Annotated in this window: 23 protein-coding genes; 9 read left to right on the top strand and 14 right to left on the bottom strand. The window is 67.2% G+C overall.

The features are described 5' to 3' along the window. Positions 1-2: 2 nt before the first annotated feature. From AA0Y20_RS09980 to opgC, 3 genes are read left to right on the top strand one after another with little or no spacing between them, the layout of a single operon-like run. Complete coding sequence (locus AA0Y20_RS09980; RefSeq protein ID WP_412939079.1) at positions 3-338, top strand: STAS domain-containing protein; 336 nt, start codon at positions 3-5, stop codon at positions 336-338. After that, entirely contained in the window at positions 331-750 is a 420-nt protein-coding gene (locus AA0Y20_RS09975; RefSeq protein WP_412939078.1) for an ATP-binding protein, read from the top strand. The genes AA0Y20_RS09980 and AA0Y20_RS09975 overlap by 8 nt, the downstream gene beginning before the upstream one ends. After that, positions 735-3,254: an OpgC domain-containing protein gene (gene opgC, locus AA0Y20_RS09970; RefSeq protein ID WP_412939077.1), complete on the top strand. Its 2,520-nt coding sequence runs from the start codon at positions 735-737 to the stop codon at positions 3,252-3,254. Before AA0Y20_RS09975 ends, opgC begins: the two co-directional genes overlap by 16 nt. A gap of 21 nt (positions 3,255-3,275) precedes the next feature. Here the strand turns inward: opgC and AA0Y20_RS09965 are convergent, their stop codons facing one another. The 13 genes from AA0Y20_RS09965 to AA0Y20_RS09905 form a co-directional block, all read right to left on the bottom strand. Further along, the gene (locus AA0Y20_RS09965; protein WP_412939076.1) at positions 3,276-4,448 is read right to left on the bottom strand and encodes a SpoIIE family protein phosphatase; all 1,173 of its coding nucleotides are present in this window, start codon (positions 4,446-4,448) and stop codon (positions 3,276-3,278) included. Between the two features lie 213 nt (positions 4,449-4,661). After that, positions 4,662-5,732, bottom strand: a complete 1,071-nt coding sequence (locus AA0Y20_RS09960) for a hypothetical protein (RefSeq protein WP_412939075.1) — start codon at positions 5,730-5,732, stop codon at positions 4,662-4,664. After that, complete coding sequence (locus AA0Y20_RS09955) at positions 5,729-6,325, bottom strand: ABC transporter ATP-binding protein (RefSeq protein WP_412939074.1); 597 nt, start codon at positions 6,323-6,325, stop codon at positions 5,729-5,731. Before AA0Y20_RS09955 ends, AA0Y20_RS09960 begins: the two co-directional genes overlap by 4 nt. Positions 6,326-6,378: 53 nt before the next feature. Continuing rightward, positions 6,379-7,125: a peptidoglycan-binding protein gene (locus tag AA0Y20_RS09950; protein WP_412939738.1), complete on the bottom strand. Its 747-nt coding sequence runs from the start codon at positions 7,123-7,125 to the stop codon at positions 6,379-6,381. A gap of 286 nt (positions 7,126-7,411) precedes the next feature. Beyond that, positions 7,412-8,056, bottom strand: a complete 645-nt coding sequence (locus AA0Y20_RS09945) for a hypothetical protein (protein WP_412939073.1) — start codon at positions 8,054-8,056, stop codon at positions 7,412-7,414. Between the two features lie 51 nt (positions 8,057-8,107). Beyond that, positions 8,108-8,389 carry a hypothetical protein gene (locus tag AA0Y20_RS09940; protein WP_412939072.1) on the bottom strand — a complete coding sequence of 94 codons (282 nt, stop codon included), beginning with the start codon at positions 8,387-8,389 and terminating at the stop codon, positions 8,108-8,110. A 618-nt stretch (positions 8,390-9,007) separates the two neighbouring features. Next, the gene (locus AA0Y20_RS09935; RefSeq protein WP_412939071.1) at positions 9,008-9,424 is read right to left on the bottom strand and encodes a pilus assembly protein TadG-related protein; all 417 of its coding nucleotides are present in this window, start codon (positions 9,422-9,424) and stop codon (positions 9,008-9,010) included. Continuing rightward, entirely contained in the window at positions 9,421-9,870 is a 450-nt protein-coding gene (locus AA0Y20_RS09930; RefSeq protein WP_412939070.1) for a TadE family protein, read from the bottom strand. The genes AA0Y20_RS09935 and AA0Y20_RS09930 overlap by 4 nt, the downstream gene beginning before the upstream one ends. Next, complete coding sequence (locus tag AA0Y20_RS09925) at positions 9,857-10,195, bottom strand: TadE family protein (protein ID WP_412939737.1); 339 nt, start codon at positions 10,193-10,195, stop codon at positions 9,857-9,859. The genes AA0Y20_RS09930 and AA0Y20_RS09925 overlap by 14 nt, the downstream gene beginning before the upstream one ends. A 49-nt stretch (positions 10,196-10,244) precedes the next feature. Further along, complete coding sequence (locus AA0Y20_RS09920) at positions 10,245-10,433, bottom strand: hypothetical protein (RefSeq protein ID WP_412939069.1); 189 nt, start codon at positions 10,431-10,433, stop codon at positions 10,245-10,247. A 29-nt stretch (positions 10,434-10,462) separates the two neighbouring features. Then, entirely contained in the window at positions 10,463-11,386 is a 924-nt protein-coding gene (locus tag AA0Y20_RS09915; protein ID WP_412939068.1) for a type II secretion system F family protein, read from the bottom strand. Then, complete coding sequence (locus tag AA0Y20_RS09910) at positions 11,383-12,246, bottom strand: type II secretion system F family protein (RefSeq protein ID WP_412939067.1); 864 nt, start codon at positions 12,244-12,246, stop codon at positions 11,383-11,385. The genes AA0Y20_RS09915 and AA0Y20_RS09910 overlap by 4 nt, the downstream gene beginning before the upstream one ends. Continuing rightward, the gene (locus tag AA0Y20_RS09905) at positions 12,243-13,418 is read right to left on the bottom strand and encodes a CpaF family protein (RefSeq protein WP_412939066.1); all 1,176 of its coding nucleotides are present in this window, start codon (positions 13,416-13,418) and stop codon (positions 12,243-12,245) included. Before AA0Y20_RS09905 ends, AA0Y20_RS09910 begins: the two co-directional genes overlap by 4 nt. A 131-nt stretch (positions 13,419-13,549) precedes the next feature. On the opposite strand from AA0Y20_RS09905, the gene AA0Y20_RS09900 reads away from it, so the two are divergent. The 3 genes from AA0Y20_RS09900 to AA0Y20_RS09890 are packed head-to-tail and all read left to right on the top strand — an operon-like array spanning position 13,550 to position 16,779. Next, entirely contained in the window at positions 13,550-14,161 is a 612-nt protein-coding gene (locus tag AA0Y20_RS09900; protein ID WP_412939065.1) for a TetR/AcrR family transcriptional regulator, read from the top strand. Then, entirely contained in the window at positions 14,151-15,584 is a 1,434-nt protein-coding gene (locus tag AA0Y20_RS09895; protein WP_412939064.1) for an MFS transporter, read from the top strand. Before AA0Y20_RS09900 ends, AA0Y20_RS09895 begins: the two co-directional genes overlap by 11 nt. Position 15,585: 1 nt before the next feature. Then, entirely contained in the window at positions 15,586-16,779 is a 1,194-nt protein-coding gene (locus tag AA0Y20_RS09890) for a M20 metallopeptidase family protein (protein WP_412939063.1), read from the top strand. A gap of 54 nt (positions 16,780-16,833) precedes the next feature. Here the strand turns inward: AA0Y20_RS09890 and AA0Y20_RS09885 are convergent, their stop codons facing one another. Next, a complete protein-coding gene (locus AA0Y20_RS09885) occupies positions 16,834-17,775 on the bottom strand; it encodes a LysR family transcriptional regulator (protein ID WP_412939062.1) in 942 nt (313 codons plus the stop codon). A gap of 118 nt (positions 17,776-17,893) precedes the next feature. Here AA0Y20_RS09885 and AA0Y20_RS09880 point away from each other — a divergent pair, with 118 nt between their 5' ends. The 3 genes from AA0Y20_RS09880 to AA0Y20_RS09870 all read left to right on the top strand — a co-directional run bounded on the left by AA0Y20_RS09880 (position 17,894) and on the right by AA0Y20_RS09870 (position 20,898). Then, complete coding sequence (locus AA0Y20_RS09880; protein ID WP_412939061.1) at positions 17,894-18,919, top strand: putative oxygenase MesX; 1,026 nt, start codon at positions 17,894-17,896, stop codon at positions 18,917-18,919. A 15-nt stretch (positions 18,920-18,934) separates the two neighbouring features. After that, complete coding sequence (locus AA0Y20_RS09875) at positions 18,935-19,987, top strand: methionine synthase (RefSeq protein ID WP_412939060.1); 1,053 nt, start codon at positions 18,935-18,937, stop codon at positions 19,985-19,987. A gap of 77 nt (positions 19,988-20,064) precedes the next feature. Next, complete coding sequence (locus tag AA0Y20_RS09870; RefSeq protein WP_412939059.1) at positions 20,065-20,898, top strand: formate/nitrite transporter family protein; 834 nt, start codon at positions 20,065-20,067, stop codon at positions 20,896-20,898. The last annotated feature ends 103 nt before the right edge of the window (positions 20,899-21,001 follow it).

The raw sequence follows: 21,001 nt of genomic DNA, 5'->3' as shown, positions 1-21,001 counted from the left end.
CCATGCTGGATCTCGATATCGACGTGCGCGAGAACGGTCGAGTCGTCCGACCCCATGGCCGGCTCACCATGGTCTCGGCGCGTCCTTTCCGCGAGCGGATGACCGAGGAGATCGCCGCGGCGGGTGACGCGCCCGTTGTCGTGGACCTGTCGGATGTCGCCTTCATCGACTCTTCGGGTCTGGGCGCTCTCGTCGCGTGCCTCAAAACAGCCCGGCAGGGCGGCGGCGACCTGAGGCTGGCCGCCCCCAGCGAGCAGGTCACCATGGTGCTCGGCCTCACGAACCTCGACCGCGTGCTCCGCCCGCGCGCCACCGTGCAGGACGCCCTCGATGGCTGACACGGTTCACCGATCGCTCGTCGCCGAAGTGACGCTCGAGAGCGTCGAGGCCGTCTACGACCTGCTCGCGTCGTGGTGGGAGGATGCCGGTGACGTCGACCCCCGTACCCGATTCGCCTTCGAGACCGCTGTCGTGGAGATCGCCGGAAACATCGTCGAGCACTCCGTCGCCGCCCACGGCGCGGATGGACGTCACTTCATCCTCGACCTGCGTGCCACGCACGACAGGTTGACGGCGACGTTCAAGGATGACGCACAGCCCGCTGAACTCGATCTCAGCGCCGTGACGATGGCGGACGCGGATTCCGAGGACGGCCGCGGGCTCGCCCTCGCGCTCGCCAGCGTCGACACCCTCGACTACCGCTACGAGAACGGTCGGAACGTGTGGAGTCTCGAGTGCCGTCGCGAGTGACACGGCACCTGCGGTGGACCCTCACGGGATTCGCGATCGCAGCTGCAACCGCCCTCCTCGCCACCCCTGCGGCCGCTCTCGCCGTCGAGGATGCGCGCGAGGGCACTGACGTTTCCGGTGTCCACCAGGACGGCCTCTGGTTCGGCGCGGAGCTCGACTGGGGATCCGACGGTCCCGACGGATATGCGGAACGTCTCGGCGAGACGCCCGCCACGTACGCCATCCGATTGTCCTATCCGCTGGATGATCAGGCTCGTCAGGACTGGTCGCGCGCCGCCACCGCGGCTGCTGCTCAGGGCGCCGTGCTCGTCCTGAGCATTGAGCCGCGGGTTGCCCTCGGAGACCTGACGAGAGACGACGCCGTCGCCTTCAACGCGATGCTGGAGAACATCCAGGGCGACTACGACACGCACCACCTCGTGCGGTTCGCCCCCGAGATGAACGGTTCCTGGACCACGTGGGGTCAGCAGCCCCGCGAGTTCGTGCGCGCCTTCGAGGCGGTGGCCGATGTCGTCCACGACGGCGGGTCGGGCGCCGAGATGGTATGGGCCCCCTCCTACGGCGCGGGCTACCCGTTCGAACGCGCGGACGGTCGACTCGACGATCTCTCCCCCGCCGACCTTCGAGCTCTCGACACCGACGCAGACGGACTGCTGACCGAGGCCGACGATCCGTACGGACCGTACTTTCCCGACGCGGATGCCGTCGACCGAGTCGGCCTGACGATGTTCTACTTCGGCAAGGGCGAGTCAGGCGCCGCCGCAGGCCGCGACGTCCCGCTCGTGTCGAACAGCGCTCCCGACGAGGGCGAGGTGGCTGCGCGCCTGGATGAGCAGTGGGGCTACACCGTGCCGCAGTCGGCGAACTTCTACGACCGTTTCGCCGCGGGTAAGGAGCGTGATCTCCTCCTCGACACCGGGGCCCTCTACGACTTCGCGCTCGACGGAGACACCGAGCTCGCGGTCAAGCAGGGCTGGTGGCGCCAGGTGCTCGCCGAGCTGCCTACCCACCCGCGGATCACCGCGGTCACGTGGCTGGAAGCCGTGCGCGAAGAGGCCGAGGCCGGCGCGCAGGAGGTCGACTGGCGACTGACCGCTTCAGGCGAGCTCGCCGACGCGTTCCGCAACGACCTCGAGGCATCCGGGCAGGTCCAGTGGAGTCCGATCACCGAAGTGATCACCCCCGAGCAGGCCTCCGCCAGCACCGTGCAGGTGCGCGAAGGCAACGACGAGATGAACTGGATCACCGGCACCGCCGCCGTGCTCGCCGTCGCGTTCCTGGTCTCGGGAATCGTGGGAAGGATGCTGCCGTCGTGGCGCTACCCCGACGACTCCGCGACCCGCGACCTGCGCATCGACATGATGCGAGGTTTCGTCATCGTGGTGGTCGTCGTGACGCACATCGAGGTGCTGAGCCCCTACTCGTTCGCGTCCTTGAACATCGTCGGCGCGATCACGGGCGCCGAGCTCTTCGTGCTGCTGAGCGGCGTCGTCCTGGGCATGGTCTTCCCCGCCGCGGTCAAACGGGGCGGGGAATGGGGCGCAGCCCTCGCCGCCTGGGCCCGAGCACGAAAGCAGTACCTCGTCGCGCTCGCCGTCATCCTGCTGATCTTCGTCGTCAGCTTCGTGCCGTTCATCGACGCGTCAGCGATCATGACGTTCACCGACCGCGGCACCGGTGAGGACGGTCAGGCGACCTCGGGCCGCGTCTACGACCTCTACCCGAACGCCGATCGCCTGCTCGACTACCCGCCGCCGTGGTATGCCGTGCGCCAGCTGCTGCTGCTCGAGATGGGGCCGTGGCCGTTCAACATCATGGGCCTGTTCGTCGTGCTGAGCCTCGCCTACCCCGCGCTGATGTGGCTCATCCGGCGGCGCTTGTGGTGGCTCGTGCTGGTCGGCAGCTGGGGTCTCTACGCCCTCCACATCACGATGCCCGAGCTGTCGCCGCTGCCGTCGCAGTTCAACGCCGTCTTCCCGCTGCTCGCCTGGCAGGTCCTCTTCACGCACGGCCTCGTCATCGGCTACTACCGGCGCCAGATCATCCGGGCGCTCACGTCGAGGCCGGGGAAGATCCTCGTCGGGCTCTTCGTCGTCGGCTACGCCGGGTTCCTCGTCTATCTCTGGGCGGGCGACGCCTTCGGGTTCGAGCCGGCCCCGTTCCCGGCCGGCCTCTACGCGATGCTGTACGACTCCGGCTACCCGCGGATCGATCTCCATTGGGGACGCCTGCTCGACCTCGTGCTCGTCATCGCCTGCAGCTACGCCGTGCTCACGGTGGCCTGGAAGCCGATCAACGCCGTCATGGGGTGGCTGTGGATCCCGCTGGGCCAGGCGAGCCTCTACGTCTTCATCGTGCACGTGTTCTTCGTGCTCGCCGTCGCGAACATCCCCGGCCTCGACCGACAGAGCTTCTGGCAGGGGACGCTCATCCACACCGCGGTCATCGCGGTCATCTGCCTGATGGTGCGGCGGCGGTTCCTGTTCTCAGTGATCCCCCGCTGACGCGCGGGTGTCGGCTGCGGGTCAGCGCACCGAGATGACCACCGCCGTCACGTCGTCGTCGACGACGTGCTCGGAGACGCGGATCGAGAGCTCGTCGAAGAACGCATCGGGCTCGGTGGCGCGGCGGAGGTCTTCGCCGATGAGACGCAGGCTGTCGAGCGTGGAGTCGTAGGCGTCGAGCGCGCCGTCGGAGACGGAGATGATGAGGTCGCCGTGAGCCACGAGAGTCTCCCCCGCCTCCCACTCGGCTTCGGACGGCCTCAGGCCCAGCGGCAGGTTGCGTGAGCTCAGGCGCTCGCTCGACCCGTCGGCCCGCAGCAGCAACGTGAGCCCGTGACCGGCGTCGACATACGCGACGCGTCCGCTGCGGGTGTCGATGACCGCGTGGAACAGGGTCGCGAAGGTCTCGCGATAACGCTTGTCATGCCGGGCATACTCCTCGACCGAGAGCATCGCCTCGACGGGGTCGAGATGCGCGCGCTGCTGGAGGGCCCCGATCAGCTCCTCGGCGAACCCACCGGCCTCCTCGCCCTTGCCCATGACGTCGGCGAGAGTGACGATGATGCGGTCGCCGACCTGCTGCCAGCTGCTCCGGTCGCCGCTGACCTCCCCGTACGGGATCGCCAACGCCGCGAGCCGGACCTCTCCCGCCGCGAGACGGTCATCGCGGACGGCCGGGGCGATGGCCTCGGCGGTCACGGAGCCGGAACCGGACACGGCGGGGTCGTCCATGCGCATCTCGGCCTGCGCCCACAGGCCGAAGCGCTCGAGCGCGTCACGGTCGGCGTCGCTGAGCTCTCGAGGCGACGTGTCGAGCAGGCAGAGCGTGCCGACCGTCTCGCCCGCATCGGTGTGGATCGGGAAGCCCGCGTAGAAGCGGATGCCGTGCTCGGCCACGATCGCGCGGTCGGCGAACCTCGGGTCGGCGCGGCCGTCGCGCACCTCGAGCACCGCTGGCTGTTTGACCGCCTCGCCGCAGAAGGAGTCCTTGATGGGCGTGTGCCGGAAGTCGGACTCTGCCGGTTGCGACTTCGTGAAGACCGTCTCGGAGTTGACGACGTTGACCACGGCGTAGTCGACGTCGAACATCTCGCGCGCGAGCCGCGTGATGCGGTCGAAGCGCTCCTCCGGGGTGGTGTCCATCAGACCGAGGCGCGTCACCGCGTCGTCGTTGACATCGAGTTGCTGGGTCATGAGCGGGCTCCCCCTCCACGCATAGCCGGTCATCCGACCCTAGCCAGCGCGATTTCCTCCAGGAAGGAGGTTGCGCAATCGCTGCGCTTCGCGGACTCAGCGCAGCACGGTCCGGCTCGTCGCGGTCGCCTCGATCCGCACGCCGTCGGGCACGGGCTTCGCTTGAGAGAGGTCTCTGTCCACGCAGCGACCGTGAGCTAGCTAAGCAGGGGGCTACCGTCGCGCCTTGAACGCACGGAAAAGCTGGGCCTCAGATATGAGAATGAACGGGGCGGCGGCACCGACGCCAGCCGCGAGGAGCCCCAGGCACACGACCAATGTGTAGTGAGCTATCAGCGGGCGAGCATCGTCGGGAAGCATCACGCTGCTCATCCACGAAGCGGAAGCGAGTGTTATGACGCCTGCGCTACTGCACCACGCGAGACACTCAAGCAGAGCGACGGTCGCGAGCGCCCGTCGGCTGGCGCCCGCGTGCAGGTTACTCGAATGCTCGAGTCGACGCCGGATCGTCGCCGCGGCACCTACGACACACATGAGCGGAATGGCCGCAGCTGGCAGTACCCGGCTCGGCCGCTCAGAAAACTGGGACCACGCGTCGCCCCCGGTCGACACACGCGGGTTGAGGGCGTACAGCTGTGTCTCGGCGCCCGAGACTCGGTCCGGATCCACCACGGTGCGCAGCAGATCGTCGAGAGGAACACGTCGAGGCCACGACTCTGCCCAACACTCCGAAGCCGTCTCGAACGAGGTTACATCGATCACCGCGTTCGCGAATCGCGGGTCTCGGCCATCCGACTCCGGATAGTCGTAAATCCCCAGCACCTTTATGACACCACGGTCGGTACTCAGAACCGCGCCCGCGTCCAATCCCCAGCGGGCGGCGAGTTCATCCGGCATGTACACGCCGGGTTCCACGCTATGAGGAATGCCCAGATATACCGCAAGCCCAGCGGTGACACTGTAGTGCGGCAGCGTCGAGCCAGGCAGAGCGTCCACCTTGAGCGGGTCATTGTGGCGCACCGCTCCGGCAAAGCTGACCCCATCGACACGAGCCAAAGCCTCGCATGCCGTCTTGTTGACCGCGTCTTCCGCAACGAGCAGTCTCGTCGCTCCCCCCGCTGATCGATACGCATCTGCTTTGGCATTGACTTGCGCGACGGAAACGATGTCGAGGGCGATGCAAGCCGTCAGCAGGAGCGCAGACACCAAGACCAGCAGGCCGGCTCGCGCGGTCCCCGTCAGGAGGTTGCGCGCGACCTCGGAAAGCAAAAAGCGAAGGTTCATTGCGCTTTTTCGCCCATCGGTCGGATTCGCGACCCGTGAGTGACGTTGGTGTCCAGCATGAGCAGGTGATCGCAAGCCTCCACCGTCTCACCGTCATGAGTCGCGACGACGACGATTGCGCCCCCCGAGGCCAACCTGCGCAGAACGTCGTTAATCCCCCGCGCAGACGCACGGTCCAGCTGGGCAGTGGGCTCGTCTACTAGAAGCACGTCGGGCTCTCCTGCGAGTGCGCGAGCCAGCATCAATCGCTGAGCCTCACCACCGGAAAGGTCGGAAAAGCGGCGATCAGCGACGCCACCCAGCCCGAAATCCTCGAGCAATGCACGGGCCTCGCGAGTAGCCTCTGCGCGCGAGGCGCCGCGTATGCCGATCGGGAACGACACATGATCGAGCGCGGTCCGCATCGGTTCCCCGTAAGGGTTCTGGAAAACCCACGAGACCCGCCGGACTTCGTTCTTCTGTATCTCGCCGTGCGTGGGCGAGGCCCACCCAGCAATCAAGCTCAACAGCGTCGACTTACCCGACCCTGATGGCCCCACCAGGGCCCATAGTTGCCCCGCCGACAGCATCGCATTGATGCCTTCGAAAAGCATGGGTTGCCCGTCAAACTGGTAGCCGACGGACTCCAACCGGACCGAGGGGCGCATTAGCACCGCGACGCTGCTATAGCGTTACCCAAGAAAACAGAGGACGGCGGGTCCTCGGCGCCGAAAGACACCAACGACGCCCCCATGGCCGCACTCACGATGGTGACCCGGTGGGTGCCGCCTTCCGACTCCACGCACGCTGCTTGACCGTCCACGCCGAATACGGCCGCCGGCGGTAGCGACGCAACCTCTAGCGGTTCACGTAGGGTGATCTGGGCCACTAGCGGCGAACTTTCACTTCGCGCGAGAGCGTCGGGGAACAGTGGTGACTCAGCCACAGACTCAATCTCCGAGGCGTCCGTGACCGCGCCTGTCTCGTCTGAATGAACGACCACTCCGAGCACTCGTACCACTCTCGCCCCCGGTGCGATCGGGCGTTCCGGAGTCATTCCAAGCTGCAGCGACTGCAGCGCTCCAGGCACATTGGCAATAGGCATCGACGGGGTGTACCACTGACCAACCCGCACCAAGCACTCAGACGGAACTGTTCGCGCTCGCGGGATCCAAGCGACACTGTCCGATCTCAGGCTCCCGTCGGCGGGCTCCAGCCCATGGTCCCGTTGGAAGGCAGCGATCGCTTCGGTCAACTCAAAACCCACGCTGACGTCGCCAACAACCTCATAGCCCAGCTCGGTCAGGCCCTTTGCCAGAGCTCCAACATCGTTCCCGGATGTGCTCGGAGTGATGTTCCGAAAGATCGGGACATCAGTCGCGAGCGCGATCACCGGCTGCGCATCGATCGCCATGATCGCGTCACCCGAGTTCACCACATTTCCCGCACTGCACTGTACTGCTGTCACTCGACCCGACGCCCCCGAGCTCACCTCAGCGGGCGCCGACATCAGGGCCTGGAGGGGTACCGTCTGAGGATCTTCGAAGCTAGCCAATGAGACCGGGTAAGTCGCGGGCGTGACGTCAGGCGCCATGTTTGACGTCGCCCGCGGCGCGGCAACGAAGGCAAACAGCGTGCCCGCCGATACCGCGAGCGCAGCACCGAGGATCGTCAACCCAACACCGGCCGCGGTCCAAGGTTCACTCTGCTTCCGCAACGGTCCCATAAGCCATTCCTGCCCCATAGAAGCACGCCTTCACTCCGAAATCTTCCGAATCGAAGGGAAAATTGTCGCGCTCCGAAGAGTACATGAACCTTTTGACGTCATCTACCGTCGCAGTCGAGGCAAGAAGATCCGCGTCCTCCAGGCAGTTGAAGGCGACGACGGCCGGATCAGCATACAGCTCGGGGTTTCCTTGCTGCATCTCGTACCCCATGATTGCATAGATCGATGTGGTCTTCTCGCAGAAATGCTTCGATGACATCAAGTCATCGCCGTCAGGAACTGCCACTGGTGGCTGAACCTCGATTACGCCAGACGGATACGTCGTTAGTTGGAGTGCGTAACCAGCGTCAGCCATACAGCTCACCAACCGATCGATCGCGTCCTGGTACTGCCCCTGGGTGACCCGGCCAGTCCTTTGCGCTTCATCTAGTACCAGGCGATCCATCTCAGTGAGGTCCGGTTCCGTCAGCCACTGCGTGTACATCGCCGCGAACGACTCCGCAACCCGCGCATCAGAAACCCCAGCCTCGTCCGGTGCCGCACACCCGACAAGCACAACGCCCGCGATACCTACCGTGACGGCGGCAAGCTCTAGCCTTTTCCACACATTGAACCTCAATCGACGCGGTGTGTGCGCGGAGCACCCACGCACACACCGTCAGAGCGCCACTCAGTCGCAGAACACTGTACTGTTGTTGTAGACCTTGCCGTCGTGAACGTAGTTGATTCCACCATCGAGGCGGGCCGACGTTGAAGACTTGCTGTATGCGCCCCATTGCGTGCGGTCACCAAGCTTCGCATAGCCCTGCCAGTACCCCCAATCTCCACTGAAGACGGTCATGTATCCGTAGGCCTCGAACCAGTTGCTGCCACAGTCGTAGAAACCGTCGACTGCGTTCGCAGCCGGGCTAGCCACAACACCTCCAGTGAGCAGCAGGCCACTGATCCCCACTGCGCTCAGTATGCGTGTTCTCCAGCTAATCTTTCTCACCGCAACCCCCAGGGAATGTTTTCGATCTATGACGGGTGTATACGCCCATTTGCTTGCGACGTCCCGCTTTTCGTTACGCTAGCCGCTAAGCCCATGGGGCGTCAACCTATTCGTTTGGCATCGAGTGGATTTGATCTTTCGCAGGGCGATCAAGCCTCCCCGATAGAGGTCGGCGGCTTTCGGCATATTAGCTAGGTGATTAGACCACTCGGCGAGTTACACATCTATTGTGCGACGTGGTTACGCAACCCAGTGGGCAGATGAAAACGGCGCGCCTGTAGGCCTGAAGCGTTTAGCCGGAGCGATGCGCGGTGGTACTCCGGGCTCCGCGACCGCGCCTGCGCCTGCGCCTGCGCCTGCGCCTGCGCCTGCGCCTGCGCCTGCGCCTGCGCCTGCGCCTGCGCCTGCGCGAGCGTTCGCTTGGGTCAACGGCGCGACAAATCGGCACCGACTGCTCGCTCCTGCCATCGGTCGTCTCCGAATAGATCCGGGTAGGTAGCGATTGCACCTCCCAGCGCCAAACTCGCGCCGTGCCGAATACTCGCGCCGCATAGGTGGCAAATCACTCTCGGCCGGGGCTCAGCGCAGCACGGTCCGGCTCGTCGCGGTCGCCTCGATCCGCACGCCGTCGGGCACGAGAATCGATGACACGGGAGGGCGCCACACCGTGGCCACCGTGACGCGTGCGGACACACCATCGGGTGTGACGGCTTCGACGAGCGCCGCGTCACCGGATGCGGCGATGACCTCGGTGGCCAGATCCTCGACATCGGCCGGGTCGAGCCGCGCGCGTGGCGCGCCCGCTTCGACGACGAAATCGAACCCGTCGGATGCGGCGAGCGCAGCCGCGTCCGCGATGGTGTCGAGCTGTTTGCGGGCGAGGTAGAGACTCATCGCGTCGACGCTGACGAGGACCAGCATGATGGCGAGCAGCGCGTACCCGAGCGTGAGCGGCAGGACGCTGCCCTCGTCCCCCAGCCGAGGCTGCGTCGTCACGACGATCCCCAGAAGCGCGGGATCCGTTGCACGGCGGTCGCCTCGATCGGAACCCGGGCGAGTCCGTCGAGGCCGAACACGGGAGGCACGAGCGGCAACACCGCATCGGTGATCACCGTGACGCGCACGATCTGCCCGGCTTGGGGACAGGGGCCGGTGCCCGAGCATTCCACGGAGAGCGCGAACTCTTCGGGCGTCATGCCGTATTCGCCGGCGATCGCCCGCGTGATCGCGTCCGCACGTGTTTCGGCATGGGTGGCATCCGTGGCTGTCGCGATCGCGCGGGCCACGTGCCGTGCTGCGGCCTGTGCCGCGAACGTGTACGACTGGACGATGCCGAGCGACACGATCAGATAGACGACGGGGACGAGCAGGATCAGTCCCGCGGTCAGGAACTCGAGGGAAGCCGAGCCGTCATCGTTACGGCGCCTCTCAGTCGCTGTCATCGGCCGGCGCATGCGCGACCACCTCCCACGCGGCGGGTATGCCGATCAGCCCGATCAACGGCAGCGTGATCCGCATCGTCATCTGCACCATCGTCGCGTCGCCGATCGACGTGCGGTGCGTCTGCACGTCTTGCACGAACGCCGGTCCGAGGGTTCGATCGACGACCTCCCGGGCGCGCGCTGCCCCCTCCGCGTCAGTCACGTCGGCGAGCGCGGCATCGTAAGCACCCTCGACCGCGGCGTCGTGCGCGACGCCCCTGACATAGACGGCGAGCGCGAGCTGCATGATCCCGAGAGTCAGCAGGGTCAGCAGCGCTCCGACCATGACGAACTCCGCCGGACTCGACCCGCGGTCGTCGAGCGTGTGCGCCACGTCAGAGCCCGGAGACGCGCGCGATGGCCTGCTCGAACAGGTTCGACAGCGCGGGTCCGGCGAGCGCCCAGATGACGACGACGAGTCCCGCCGTCATCAGAGTCACGAGTACCCAGCCGGGAACGTCGCCGTGGTCGTCATCCCGGAGGTCTTGTGCCGCCCGACGGACTATCGTGACCGTTCGTCTCATGGTGTTTCCTCTCTTCGCCTTCATTTCGTTCACAGGCCCAGCCGCAGCATCACGACTCCGGGGAAGATCGCGAACAGAACCGAGAGCGGCAGCACCAGGAACACCAGCGGAAGCAGCATGAGTATCTCCTTGCGCCCGGCTTGTTCGATCAGCACGCGCTTCGCGTCCTCCCGCGCATCGGCTGCCTGAGTCTGCAGCACCTGGGCAAGCGGAGCGCCGCGTTCGATGGCTGCGACGAGTTGATCGACCGCACGGTCCACGCTCGCCACATCGAGCGATCGCGCCATGTCACGCAGCGCATCCGTGAGGCTCGAACCCGTGCTGGCTGCGAGGACTGCGGCGCGCAGATGCCCCGTGAGTTCACCCGCGCCCACGTCGCCGACGCGGCGCAGGGCGTCGGCCAGGCTCTCTCCGGCAGACAGGCACAGCGAGAGGAACTCGAGCACCGTCGGCACCTCTTCGCGTACCCGGCGCATATGCGACTCAGCCGCGCGCACGAGCCACGCATGGACGGCGAACGCGCCTGCGGCGGCCAGGAGGAACGGCAGCGCCGGCGTCGCCGCGTTCGCGTCACCGCGGATGGCAGCAGCGATCGTGATCACCGTTCCCACCGTGAGTCCTCCGAGGCCCGCGAGTATCTGTCGCAGGCGGAACATCTCGGGTGACGCCGACCACCCGGCGCGCGCGAGTCGCGCCCGGATGGCGTCCGAACCGCCGATCCCGGCGGTGATCCGCGACATGCGGGCACGCCAACGCCATCGCGCCGACCAGGCAACGCCCCGGTGCAACGGGGTCAAGCCCATCGGATCGGCGATGTCACGCAGGTACGGTGCGACTCGGCGCTCCAGTGGAGGCGCCGCCCATCGCGGCATCCCCGCGACGGTGAGGAGCAGACCGACGGCCAGAACGCTCCCCAGGATGACGGCGACGGCGAGATCGGACAGGTTGTTCACCGCACCCACCGCCGCGGTTCGGGAAGCCTGCCGATCCGGAGCATGAGTCGGTACGCGACGAGGGATACCGCCGCGCCGGCTATGACGAGGAACGTGCCCTCGGCGCTGGCGTACGCACGAGCGCCTTCGGGCCGCAGCGCCAGCAGCGTCAGCACCACCCAGGGCGCGATCAATCCGAGCACGGCCGCACCGCGGATCCACGACTGTCGTGCTTCCACCTCGGCTCGCAGGGCGGCCTCGGCGCGGACGGACGCCGAGAGGGCGCGCAGCACCTGGACCAGCTCGGTGCCGCCTACCTGCCTGGCCATGCGAAGCGTCTCCACGATGCGGTCGGCGACCGGATCTGCGAGCACGGCCTGCAGTCGCGCGGCGCTGGAGTCGAAGTGACCGGATGCCGCCAGATCCCGCGCGAACCCGTGGAACGCCGGACGCAGCGGCGGTGGCCCGTTCTCAGCGACAGACGAAACGGCCTCGCCGAGCGGCATCCCTGCTCGAACGGACGCGACGAGGAGGTCGCAGACGTCGGGCCACAACCCGCGGCGCGCTCTGCGCAGCCCACGCGAGCGCGATCGCAGCCAGGTCGTCGGGAGCAGCGCACCCGCTCCGGCGGCGACGAGCGCCACGACGGGCAGCGATGTCACGAGCCACGCGACGGCAGCGGCGAGACCCGCTGTCCCTGCCGTGATGGCACCGAGCCCGCTCACCGGCACGTGCGCGAGACCGGCCGATTCGAGGAGTCCCCGACCGAGACCTCGCGCTCCGCCGCGCGTGGCCGGCCCGGCCGCGGCGCGAGGGGAAAGCCAGGGTGCGAGCATCAGCAGGAGCCCCGCGCCGAGCGTTGCGCCCCAGAGAAGGATCATGCCCGGCTCCGGTAGACGGGACGCGTCGCGATCACCCCGTCGACCACCGCCCCTGTGGGTGAGACGATCTCGGCGATCCTCCGCCGCCCCGACGGCAGCAGTTCGCAGTGCACCACCAGATCGACGGATGCGGCGAGGGCGTCCTGGACGAAGCCGACGTCGATGTTGCGGCCGGCCAGGAGCGGGAGGGCCGTGAGCTTGCGCAGCGCGTCCGCGGCGGAGTTGGCGTGCACGGTCGCGGCGGCAGGGACACCGGTGTTCAGAGCCAGGAGCAGATCGAGAGCCTCGGCACCGCGCACCTCTCCGACGACGAGGCGATCCGGTCGCATGCGTAGCGCCTCCTTCACGAGGCGCCGCAGCGTCACCTCCCCACCGCCCTCGAGGCTCGGCTGACGGGCCTGCAGGGCGACGACGTCGGGCAGATCGACCGCGAGCTCGAACGTCTCCTCGACCGTCACGACACGCTGCTCGACGGGGCTCGCCGCCATCAGCGCACTGAGCATCGTCGTCTTACCGGCGTGGGTGGCCCCGGACACGATGATGTTCCGCCCCATCGCGATCGCTGCCCGGAGGATGTCGGCCGCGTCGACTGTGACCGAGCCAACGGCCACCAGGTCGTCGAGCGTGCGGAATGTGCGGAGAAACTTGCGGACGTTCACCGACCAGTGGCGGGTGATGTCGGGGATGACGACGTGAAGCCGCGATCCGTCGGGAAGAGACGCATCGGCGAAAGGCTGACTCACGTCGACGCGGCGACCGCTGGCGTGCAGCATCCGCTCGACCAGGTCGCGCACCTGCGCTTCGGTCAGGGTCAAGGCAACCCGCTCACTCTGGCCGTTCCTCGCGACGAAGACTCGGTCGGGGGCGTTGATCCATAGCTCCTCGACACTCGGGTCGTCCAGGAGCGCCTGCAGCGGGCCGTACCCTGCGACCGATGCCAGCACCCGGCGCACCGCTGAGTCCTCGTCGTCCACCGCTTCCAGCCCCCGCGCCAGAGCGAAGTCATTGTGCCGTTGCACTTCCGCTACCGCGACGCGCTCGACCTCGTCCGGACGCTCCGCGGGATCGATGCCCTCAGAGCGCAGACGATCGCGCAGACGGCACGCGATACGCGTCTCGGGAGGCAGGTCAGGCAGCTCGGAACCGGATGCGGACGAGAGGGAGATGCTCACCCGCAGCATCGTGGTAGCTATCCGATCAGCCCGTCACGACTTTCCACAGGGCCACTTCGAGTCCCGGGACGACCGGAATCGTGAACAATCCGTAACGCTAACGAAACACACCGTTTCGTATCGTTGTGGTCATGACGCCGCAGACCGAGAAGCCGGGCCGCCCCACGGACGAGGACCTGACCCGCCGCATCCTCGAGGCTGCGGCCGAACTCCTCGGAACGCAGGGCTATCAGGGCCTCAGCGTCGAGCGAGTGGCCAAAGCGGTCGGATGCGGCAAGACGGCCATCTACCGCCGGTACCCCGACAAGGGTGCGCTCGTCGCCGCCGTGTTGCGGTCGCAAGTCGAGGTCGGCGCCATGCCCGACCACGGCGATGTCCGCGCGGACCTGCTCGAGCACGCTCGTCAGAACCAGCGGAACCAAGAGCTCTCGCCCGAACAGAGCAACGGACTCCGCGCGATGTTCGAGCCAGACGTCTTCCCCTTGCTGTGGGAGACGTTCTTCCAGCACCGCCGCCACCAGGGCATCGAGATTATCGATCGCGCCGTTGCCCGAGGCGAGCTTCCCGGGGACGTCGACCACGACATCCTCCTCGACACGATCGCCGGGCTCACCCTGTACCGGCAGTCCGTCAAGCGCATCCACATCGATGAGCGCCACTACGTCGACATCATCGACGCCCTCGTGACACACCCTCCACGTCGACTGCCCGACGCCGATGAACAGGTTCCCGATGCCTCCTGAATCCCCGCCCCTCACCCAGTCCCTGCCGAAGGTCAGCGTCCGCGCCGTCGTCGGCTTCCTCGTCTTCTGCGAACTCGCCAGCGGGTTCGTGCAAGGGTTCTACGCCCCGCTTCTCGGCGAGATCGCCGGCCATCTTCGCGTATCCGATGCCGACATCACGTGGTTCTTGACCGTTCAGACGCTGGCGGCCGCCGTCTGCGTCCCGCTTCTGTCGAAGCTGGGCGACATCTTCGGGCACCGACGGATGCTGCGCATCGCCGTCGTCGCGGTACTGATCGGCACACTCGTCACGGCGTTCCTGCCGAGCTACCCGATCGTGCTCGCAGCGCGGATCCTCGTCGGCCCGCTCGCCGTCTGGCTTCCGCTCGAGATCGCACTCGTCCACAACCGCATCAAGGGTGAGACGGCGCGCACCTCGATCGGTCTGCTCGTGTCGTGCCTGACGGGCGGCGCGATTCTCGGCACGCTGGCTGCGGGCCTGTTCTCCGCCGTCCTGCCGAGCCTCACCCTCACGCTTCTCGTCCCGGTCGTCTTCGTCGCGGTCAGCGCCTACGCGGTGTTCTTCAAGGTGCCCGAATCGACCACCCGCACGGCGGCGAAGGTCGACGTTCTCGGCTTCGTCGGCATCGGCCTCGCCATGGTCCTCCTGCTGTTCGGGCTGCGCCTCGCATCGACGTCCGGCTTCGCCTCGCCCGCGACGATCGCAACGCTCGCCGCAGCGCTCGTCGTCTTCGCGGCCTGGGTGATGTGGGAGCTGCGGACCACGTCGCCTGCGATCGACCTCCGCCTCGTCGTCTCTCCCGGGCTCGGTCCCGTCTATCTCACGGCCTTCCTCTTCGGCATGGTGATGTTCGGCGCGCAGTCCCCGTTGACGACGTTCCTCACCGCCGACCCCGCGCAGACCGGCTACGGATTCGCCGCGTCGGCGAGCACCGCCTCGGCCGTCACGGCGGTGGTCACGATCCTCGCCACCCTCGGAGCGGCCACGTTCGCACCGCTCGCCCGGCGGGTCGGCATTCGCACCGTCCTGATCGCGGGCGCGCTGGCGGCGGCATCCGGTTCGATCATCCAGATCGCGTTCCACGACCACCTCTGGCAGATCTTCGTCGTGTCGGCGATCAACGGCATCGGAATGGGTCTGCTGCTCGGCGCCCTGCCCGCCCTCGTCGCAGAGCTCGCCCCCGCCGATTCCACCGGCATCGCAGCGGGCGTCTACAACTCGCTCCGCACGCTCGGCGGCTCAGCGGCCGGCGCCGTCTTCGCCGTCGTGCTCGCGGGCTTCACGACCACGGGAGCTCTGCACTCCTCCATCCAGGGCTACATCACGATCTGGGGAGTCTGCGCCGCGGCGTTCCTCATCGCCGCCGTCGCCCTCGCCACCATGCGCATGCCGCGCTCCGTCACTCCGGCAACGAAAGGCTGACATGACCACCCCCGATTTCACCGCCGATGCGACGACGATCCTCCCCGATCTCGTGTCTCTGCGCCGCGAGCTCCACGCCGACCCCGAACTCGGTCTCGACCTGCCCCGCACACAGCAGCGCGTGCTCGCCGCGCTCGACGGACTGCCGCTCGAGATCTCGACGGGGACGGCGACCACGTCGGTCGTCGCCGTCCTGCGCGGAGCGTTGCCCGGACCGACCGTTCTGCTGCGGGGCGACATGGATGCCCTGCCGATCGACGAGGCGACGGGTCTCGACTTCGCCGCCGCGAACGGAAACATGCACGCGTGCGGCCACGACCTGCACACCGCGGGACTCGTGGGCGCGGCGAAGCTGCTGTCCGCTCGCCGGGACGAACTTCACGGGTCGGTCATCTTCATGTTCCAGCCCGGCGAGGAGGGCCACGGCGGCGCGAAGATCATGCTCGACGAAGGACTGCTGGATGCCGCAGGCGAGCGCCCCGTCGCCGCGTATGCCATCCATGTCGCGCCGGGGCCGCGAGGAGTCTTCGCGACCCGGTCCGGGGCCGTGGCGGCCGGATCGAATCAGCTCTTCGTCACCGTCAACGGGCGCGGCGGACACGGCTCACAGCCCCACCAGACGCTCGACCCGGTGCCCGCCGCCGCGGAGATCGTGCTCGCGCTCCAGAGTTTCGCGACGCGCAGCTTCGACGCCTTCGACCCGATCGTGCTCTCGGTCACCCGTCTGTCGACGGGAGACGGCGCCGTCAACGTCATCCCCGAGAAGGTCGAGATCGCCGCGACCGTGCGCAACATGTCGCCGGCGTCGCTCACGATCCTGCAGGAAGGACTGCCGCGGGTCGTCGAGGGTGTCGCCTCGGCCCACGGTCTCACCGCCGACATCCGCTTCGAGACCATGTATCCCGTGACCATGAACGATGCCGCCGAGACCGAGGCTGTCCTCGGCGAGCTGCGCCGGACGTTCGGCGAGCAGCGCGTCATGGAGATGCCTTCCCCGATGATGGGCTCCGAGGACTTCGCATTCGTCCTGGCCGAGGTGCCCGGTACCTTCATCGCGCTGATGACCTCGCCCGAGGGAACCGACCTGAGCACCGTGGAGTGGAATCACTCGCCCCGGGTCGTGTTCGATGATTCGGTGCTCGGCGACCAGGCAGCGGCGCTGGCGTCGGTCGCTTTCGCGCGCACGTCCCGATAGTCGACGAGGTCGTCGCCGCGGTGACCAAGCACGGTTCCCGGCGACGACCTCGGCTCACCCGAGCAGCTCGATTCCGAACCCTCCGACGACGGCCCGCACCTCACCGAGATACCGCTGGGCCTGTTCCGTGAGCGGGACGGCCGTGCGGCCGATCCAGCCGATCTCGATGCGCTCGTCGACGTCGAGAGGAACAGCGACGATCTCCGGATCGAGATCGTCGCTGATGATGCCCGTCGAGATCGTGTATCCGTCGAGGCCGATCATGAGGTTGAAGATCGTCGCGCGATCCGACACGCGGATCTCCTGGGTGCTCGAGAGCGTCGAGAGGATCTCCTCGGCGAAGTAGAACGAATTGTTCGCCCCCTGGTCGAACGTCAGCCGAGGCAGGTCGACGAGGTCGTCGAGCGTCGCTCGGGATCGTGACGCGAGCGGGTTCCGACGCGAGACGAAGATGTGCGGCTCGGCGACGAACAGGGGGTGAAAAGCCAGCCCCGAGTCGCGCAAGAGCTTGTCGATCACGTTGCGGTTGAAGTCGTTCCGGAACAGGATGCCGAGCTCGCTGCGCAGCGTCCGGACGTCCTCGATGATGTCCCACGTCCGCGTCTCGCGCAGCGAGAACTCGTACTCGGGCGCCCCGGTGCTCCTGACCATCCGCACGAACGCGTCGACAGCGAACGAGTAGTGCTGCGTCGAGACGCCGAGCAAGCGGCGGGACGGCGGCCGCCCGAGGTATCTCTGCTCGAGCAGTTCGGCCTGCTCGACGACCTGACGCGCGTACCCCAGGAACTCGACGCCGTCGGTGGTGAGTGTCACACCCCGCGCCGACCGTACGAGCAGGTCGCGACCGACGCGCGTCTCGAGGTCCTTCATCGCCGCCGACATCGTGGGCTGGGCGACGTAGAGCAGATCGGATGCCGCCGAGATCGACCCCTCCGCGGCCACCTCGATGAAGTACTGCAGCTGCTGCAGCGTGATCCCGCTTCGACGTACAGCCATAGGCACACCCTATGGCACTCGATAGCGACAGGGAATTACCCGATGACTCCGCTCGGCGCGCACGATGGAGCCATCACCCTCCGCTCGGCTCCCCGGAGCTCCGCTCGATTGGCTTCTCATGGTGAACGAGTTCACGTTCCGCATCTCGACGACGCGCTTCGACGAGGACTACTCCCCCTCCGAGTCGTCGCGCATCACGACGAACTTCGCCAACCTCGCCCGCGGCGAGCGCCGCCGAGAGAACCTCCGCGGCGCGCTCGCCATGATCGACGCCCGCCTCAACGATCTCGCCCGCACCGACAACCCGCGGGGCGACCGCTACACCGCCGAGCTCGACATCGTCTCGGCGAATCTGCGTTTCGACGACGGCATCGAGGATGCTGCAGCCAGCGCTGCCGACGACCGCGAGTTCCCGCTGCTCGAGGTGCTCGACATCCACATCGTCGACCGGCACACCGGCGAGCGCCAGCACGGCATCGTCGGCAACAACTTCTCGTCGTACCTCCGGGACTACGACTTCAGCATCCTGTTGCCTTCGGCCCAGCAGACGCCGGGCGCGTTCATCGTGCCGGACGACTTCGGCGATCTCCACGGGAAGCTCTTCCAGCACTTCCTCGAGTCCGATGCCTACCGCGAGCGATTCCCCCAGTCGCCCGTCGTCTGCATCAGCGTGTCGACCAGCCGCACCTACCGGCGCAACGGAAACCGGCATCCGGTTCTCGGGGTCGAGTACGAGCAGGACTCGTACTCGCTGACCGACGACTACTTCGCGAAGATGGGGCTGCAGGTGCGCTACTTCATGCCGCGCGGCAGCGTCGCACCCCTCGCTCTGTACCACCGCGGTGATCTGCTCGGCGATTACACCGACCTCCAGCTGATCGGCACGATCAGCACGATGGAGACGTTCCAGAAGATCTACCGTCCCGAGATCTACAACGCGACCGAACCGGCGGGCGACGTGTACCGGCCCAGTCTCGAGCGTGACGATTTCGCTCCCACCGACATCACGTACGACCGGGTCGAGCGCAGCCAGTTGGCCACGACGCAGGGGAAGTACGCCGAGGAGCACTTCGTCACCCCCCACCGGCAGGTCCTCAGCCGATGGGCCGCCCGCTATGCCGCCCCGGCCGCCCAGACCCGCTGAACCGAAGGACGATCCGTGTCGCACACCCTTCTGCCCTCCTCCACCGTCGGCAGCCTGCCCAAGCCATCCTGGCTCGCCAAACCCGAAGTGCTGTGGTCGCCCTGGGAGCTGACCGGCGATGTGCTCGTCGAGGGCAAGCGTGACGCCCTCCGGGCCGCGGTTCACGAGCAGGAACGCCGCGGACTCGACATCATCAGCGACGGCGAGCAGACGCGTCAGCACTTCGTCACCACCTTCATCGAGCATCTCGACGGCGTCGATTTCGAGAGACGCGAGACGGTGCGCATCCGCGATCGCTACGACGCGAGCGTCCCGACCGTGGTCGGCGCCGTGAACCGCAGACGCCCGGTCTTCGTCGACGACGCGGCGTTCCTCCGGACGCAGACCGACCGGCCCATCAAATGGGCACTCCCCGGACCGATGACGATGATCGACACCTTGGCCGACCATCACTACCGGAGCCGCGAGAAGCTGGCGTGGGAGTTCGCGACGATCCTCAACCAGGAGGCACGTGAGCTCGAGGCCGCCGGCGTCGACATCATCCAGTTCGACGAGCCGGCGTTCAACGTGTTCTTCGATGAGATGAAGGACTGGGGCATCGCTGCCCTCGAGCGAGCCGCGGAGGGGCTGCGCGCCGAGACCGTCGTGCACATCTGCTACGGCTACGGCATCACGGCGAACAACGAATGGAAGGCGACGCTCGGGCCCGAGTGGCGTCAGTACGAGGAGTCGTTCCCGCTCCTTCAGCGCTCGAGCATCGACGTCGTCTCACTCGAGAGCCACCACTCGCACGTGCCGGTGGAGCTGATCGAACTCCTTCGCGGCAAGAAGGTGATGCTGGGCGCGATCGATGTGGCGAGCCACGAGATCGAGACACCGGATGAGGTGGCCGACACCCTTCGTCGTGCCCTCGAGTTCGTCGATGCCGACAACCTGATCCCCAGCACGAACTGCGGCATGGCGCCGCTGCCTCGACAGGTCGCATACGACAAGATCAGCGCACTGGTGGAGGGGGCCGCCCTCGTTCGGGCCGAGGTCTCCGAACGGAGCCCGGTCGCCGCGTACTGACCGGGTTATCACCGGCCCGCTGCCTGCGCCCGAGCGTCTCGTCGAGCGCACACTGGCATCGGAAGGACGGTGATCCCGTGCTCACGATTCCCGAGACCCTCGCCGCGCAGGCAGGCAACGGCCGCCACAAGGCGGACGGGCTGAGCTCCCCGGTCCGCTTCACCGTCGCGGGCATGCTCGCCGGTGCATACATCGGCGTCGGAGTGGTCTTGATGGTGACCGCGGCCGGACCGCTGCTCGCCACGGGTTCGGGGTGGGCGAAGCTCGTGTCGGGACTCGTGTTCGGCGTCGCGCTGACGATCGTCGTGATCGCAGGCGGTGAACTCGTCACCTCGTCGATGATGACGATCCCCCAGGCCGCCCTCATGAGGGCGGTGTCACCGGGGCGCGCTGCCGGGGCGATCATCTGGACATTCGGCGCCAACCTCGTCGGCTCCATCGTCTTCGGGGCGCTGATCGTCGCATCCGGAGTACTGCAGAGCAATGCTGCGGCCGGCGCGATGGTCTCGGACATGCTCGCCGCGAAGGCTCACGAGTCGCCGCTCGAGCTGTTCGTGCGCGGCATCCTGTGCAACGTCCTCGTCTGCGTCGCGATCTGGATGACGGTGCGGCTGCGCAGCGAGAGCGCGCGCATCCTGGTCGTGTTCGCCGCGATCCTCGCGTTCATCACGTCGGGCTTCGAACACGTCGTCGCGAACATGACGACCTTCACGATCGGCCTGCTGTCCGGCGATCCGTCGGCGACCGTGGGCGGCTTCGCGCTCAACCTCCTGCTCGTCGGCGCGGGAAACCTCATCGGCGGCGGTCTCGTCGTCGGTGCCGGGTACTGGTTCGTCGGGGGCTCTCCGCGGCTCGGCGACGCGTCAGCGAACGTCCCGAACCCCGGGCTCGGGACCTCCATCGCGCGATAGGTGCGCTCGAGCGGCCACGCATGCCGTGGCCGCCCCATCGTCTCGGCGGATTCGGGGGTTATCCGGACGAATCCGCTTATCCCGCACGCCTAGACTGAACCCG

Origin of the sequence: Microbacterium pratiae (genome assembly GCF_047302165.1) — a bacterium.
Lineage (GTDB): Bacteria > Actinomycetota > Actinomycetes > Actinomycetales > Microbacteriaceae > Microbacterium.
Note: the sequence above shows the minus strand (reverse complement) of the source record. Positions and strands in the feature narration are given on the sequence as shown.

Bases quoted from the DNA above. Each gene is read 5' to 3' on its own strand.
- AA0Y20_RS09980 (WP_412939079.1), top strand. From the start codon at position 3: ATGCTGGATCTCGATATCGACGTGCGCGAGAACGGTCGAGTCGTCCGA.
- AA0Y20_RS09975 (WP_412939078.1), top strand. From the start codon at position 331: ATGGCTGACACGGTTCACCGATCGCTCGTCGCCGAAGTGACGCTCGAG.
- AA0Y20_RS09965 (WP_412939076.1), bottom strand. From the start codon at position 4,448: ATGACCCAGCAACTCGATGTCAACGACGACGCGGTGACGCGCCTCGGT.
- AA0Y20_RS09960 (WP_412939075.1), bottom strand. From the start codon at position 5,732: ATGAACCTTCGCTTTTTGCTTTCCGAGGTCGCGCGCAACCTCCTGACG.
- AA0Y20_RS09955 (WP_412939074.1), bottom strand. From the start codon at position 6,325: ATGCTTTTCGAAGGCATCAATGCGATGCTGTCGGCGGGGCAACTATGG.
- AA0Y20_RS09950 (WP_412939738.1), bottom strand. From the start codon at position 7,125: ATGGCGATCGATGCGCAGCCGGTGATCGCGCTCGCGACTGATGTCCCG.
- AA0Y20_RS09930 (WP_412939070.1), bottom strand. From the start codon at position 9,870: ATGACAGCGACTGAGAGGCGCCGTAACGATGACGGCTCGGCTTCCCTC.
- AA0Y20_RS09925 (WP_412939737.1), bottom strand. From the start codon at position 10,195: ATGGTCGGAGCGCTGCTGACCCTGCTGACTCTCGGGATCATGCAGCTC.
- AA0Y20_RS09920 (WP_412939069.1), bottom strand. From the start codon at position 10,433: ATGAGACGAACGGTCACGATAGTCCGTCGGGCGGCACAAGACCTCCGG.
- AA0Y20_RS09910 (WP_412939067.1), bottom strand. From the start codon at position 12,246: ATGATCCTTCTCTGGGGCGCAACGCTCGGCGCGGGGCTCCTGCTGATG.
- AA0Y20_RS09900 (WP_412939065.1), top strand. From the start codon at position 13,550: ATGACGCCGCAGACCGAGAAGCCGGGCCGCCCCACGGACGAGGACCTG.
- AA0Y20_RS09895 (WP_412939064.1), top strand. From the start codon at position 14,151: ATGCCTCCTGAATCCCCGCCCCTCACCCAGTCCCTGCCGAAGGTCAGC.
- AA0Y20_RS09890 (WP_412939063.1), top strand. From the start codon at position 15,586: ATGACCACCCCCGATTTCACCGCCGATGCGACGACGATCCTCCCCGAT.
- AA0Y20_RS09885 (WP_412939062.1), bottom strand. From the start codon at position 17,775: ATGGCTGTACGTCGAAGCGGGATCACGCTGCAGCAGCTGCAGTACTTC.
- AA0Y20_RS09880 (WP_412939061.1), top strand. From the start codon at position 17,894: ATGGTGAACGAGTTCACGTTCCGCATCTCGACGACGCGCTTCGACGAG.